This is a genomic window from Kitasatospora sp. NPDC091257 (genome assembly GCF_044757675.1).
Lineage (GTDB): Bacteria > Actinomycetota > Actinomycetes > Streptomycetales > Streptomycetaceae > Kitasatospora > Kitasatospora lactacystinica.
The window spans coordinates 1-2,964 of record NZ_JBIVVI010001125.1 but is presented as its reverse complement, the minus strand read 5'-3'; the positions used below and the strand labels follow the sequence as shown (position 1 = coordinate 2,964).

Annotated in this window: 2 protein-coding genes; both read left to right on the top strand. The window is 74.7% G+C overall.

The features are described from left to right. On the top strand, window positions 1–1,352 hold a 1,352-nt coding region (locus tag ACIQOV_RS35240; RefSeq protein ID WP_401054918.1), incomplete at its 5' end, for an FGGY family carbohydrate kinase. A gap of 102 nt (window positions 1,353–1,454) precedes the next feature. Then, window positions 1,455–2,858, top strand: a complete 1,404-nt coding sequence (locus ACIQOV_RS35235) for a glutamate decarboxylase (RefSeq protein ID WP_401054917.1) — start codon at window positions 1,455–1,457, stop codon at window positions 2,856–2,858. Window positions 2,859–2,964 lie beyond the last annotated feature (106 nt).

Here is a 2,964-nt window from a genome sequence, read left to right as displayed (position 1 = left end):
GCTCCGGCAAGGCGCCCCACCCCGTCCCCGAGGACCAGGACCTGCGCCCGGGCGAGGCCGACCCCCAGGTCTGGCTGCACTCGCTCGGCGACGCCGCGACCGGCGGCCTGTTGGAGGGCGTCCGGGCGATCGGCGTCAGCGCCCAGCAGCACGGGATGATCGGCCTGGACGCGGGCGGGGTACAGGTCCGCCCGGCGCTCCTGTGGAACGACCCGCGCTCCAGCGGGGCCGCCGCCAAGCTGCTGGACGCCTTCGGCGGCCCGGCCGCCTGGACCGCCGCGATCGGCGCCGTGCCCGCCCCCACGTACACCATCGCCAAGCTGCGCTGGCTGGCCGAGTTCGAGCCGGCCAACGCCCGTCGGATCGCCGAGGTGCTGCTGCCGCACGACTGGCTGGTCTGGCAGTTGCTCGGCCACCCCAAGCGCCGCACCACCGACCGCGGCGACGCCTCCGGCACCGGCTACTGGTCGCCGATCACCGGCGAGTACCGGCAGGACCTGGTCGAGCTGGCGCTCGGCCACGAGCTCAGGCTGCCCGACGTCCTGCCCCCGGCCGAGCCCGCCGGGCACACCCCCGAGGGCCTGCTGATCTCGGCCGGAACCGGGGACAACATGGCCGCCGCACTGGGCCTGGGCCTCGGCCCGGGCGACGCGGTGGTCTCCCTCGGCAGCGCCGGAACGATCTTCGCGGTGCACGAGGAGGCCGTGGTGGACGCCTCCGGCCTGGTCTCCTCCTTCGCCGACGCCAGCGGCCGGCACCTGCCGATGGTCGCCACCCTCAACGCCGCCGAGGTGCTGCGCTCCACCGCCGCCCTGCTCGGCCGGGACCTGGAGGGCCTGAGCGACCTCGCCCTGCACTCCTCCCCCGGCGCCTACGGCCTGGTGCTGCTGCCCTACCTGGACGGCGAACGCACCCCCGCGCTGCCGCACGCGGCCGGCACCCTGACCGGGCTGCGGGCCGAGGCGATGACCCCTCAGCACCTGGCCCGGGCCGCCGTCGAGGGCATGCTGTGCAACATCGCCGACGCCCTCGACGTGCTGCGCGCCCGGGGCGTCGCGGTGAAGCGGGTGTTCCTGCTCGGCACGGCCGGGCGGCTGCCCGCCGTCCGGCACATCGCCCCGATGCTGTTCGGCGTCCCGGTCGTGGTGCCGCCACCGGGCGCCCACGCCGCCCGCGGGGCCGCCCGGCAGGCCGCGTGGGCGCTGGCGGGCACCCCGGAGCCGCCGGAGTGGGAGCTGCCGGACGCCGAGACCGTCGAGCCCGACGGGGAGCAGGACCTGGCGATCGGCTCGGCGGTGCGTCAGCAGTACCGGGCCGCCCGCGACCAGATCCACCCGGAGGCCGCGGCCTGACCCCGGCCCGGGGGCGGTGACGGCCGTGCGGATGCGGCACCCGGCGCCCGGTGGCAGCGTGGAACGGGACACGGCCACCGACGCGGAAGGCGGCAGGACGCCATGGCGCTGCACAAGGGAGCCGGCGGCGACCGCCGGCTGAGCATCGGCCCGTACCCGACCGTCGCCGACCCGTTGGGCGCGATGAAGCTGGCCCCGCCGCTGCACCGGCTCGGCGAGGGCCCGGTCGCGGCCGAGACCACGTACCAGCTGATCCACGACGAGCTGATGCTGGACGGCAACGCGAAGCTCAACCTGGCGACCTTCGTCACCACCTCGATGGACGCCCAGGCCACCCGGCTGATGACCGAGTGCCTCGACAAGAACATGATCGACAAGGACGAGTACCCGCAGACCGCCGAACTGGAGCGGCGCTGCGTGGCGATCCTCGCCGACCTCTGGCACGCCCCCGACCCGGACACCGCCGTCGGCTGCTCCACCACCGGCTCCAGCGAGGCCTGCATGCTGGCCGGCATGGCGCTCAAGCGCCGCTGGATGCGGCGCCACCCCGACCGCTACGCCGCCGGGGCCCGGCCGAACCTGGTGATGGGCGTCAACGTGCAGGTCTGCTGGGAGAAGTTCTGCAACTTCTGGGAGGTCGAGGCCCGCACCGCGCCGATGGAGGGCGACCGCTTCCACCTGGACGCCGAGCGGGCGGCCGCGCTGTGCGACGAGAACACCATCGGTGTGGTCGCCGTGCTCGGCTCCACCTTCGACGGCTCGTACGAGCCGGTCGCGGAGATCTGCGCGGCCCTGGACGCCTTCCAGGAGCGCACCGGCGTCGACGTCCCGGTGCACGTGGACGGCGCCTCCGGCGGCATGGTGGCACCCTTCCTCGACCCGGACCTGTCCTGGGACTTCCGACTGCCCCGGGTCGCCTCGATCAACACCTCCGGCCACAAGTACGGCCTGGTGTATCCCGGGGTGGGCTGGGCGCTCTGGCGCGACAAGGAGGCACTGCCGGAGGAACTGGTCTTCCGGGTCAACTACCTGGGCGGCGAGATGCCGACCTTCGCCCTCAACTTCTCCCGGCCCGGCGCCGAGGTGGTCGCCCAGTACTACATCTTCCTGCGGCTCGGCCGGGATGGCTTCCGGGCCGTCCAGGGCGCCTGCCGCGAGGTCGCCACCTACCTCGCCGGGCGGATCGGGAAGCTGGACGGCTTCCGGCTGCTGACCCGGGGCGACCAGCTGCCGGTATTCGCCTTCACCACCGAAGGGGACGTCCCGTTCGACGTGTTCGACGTCTCGCGGCGGCTGCGCGAACGCGGCTGGCAGGTGCCGGCGTACGCCTTCCCGGCCAACCGGGAGGACCTGTCGGTGCTCCGGGTGGTCTGCCGCAACGGCTTCTCGCGGGACCTCGCCGACCTGCTGCTGGCCGACCTCGACCGGCTGCTGCCGGAACTGCGGCGCCAGCCCGTCCCGCTCCAGCAGCTCGGGGTGCCGCCCCGCTCGGGCTTCCACCACTGACCCTTCGCACACCCGGGAGAACGTCACGGCGGGGAGGGCGCAGCGAAGCGCCCTCCCCGCCGGACCATCCCGGCGGGCCGGGGCAGCCTCCCCCCGCGAGGCTGCC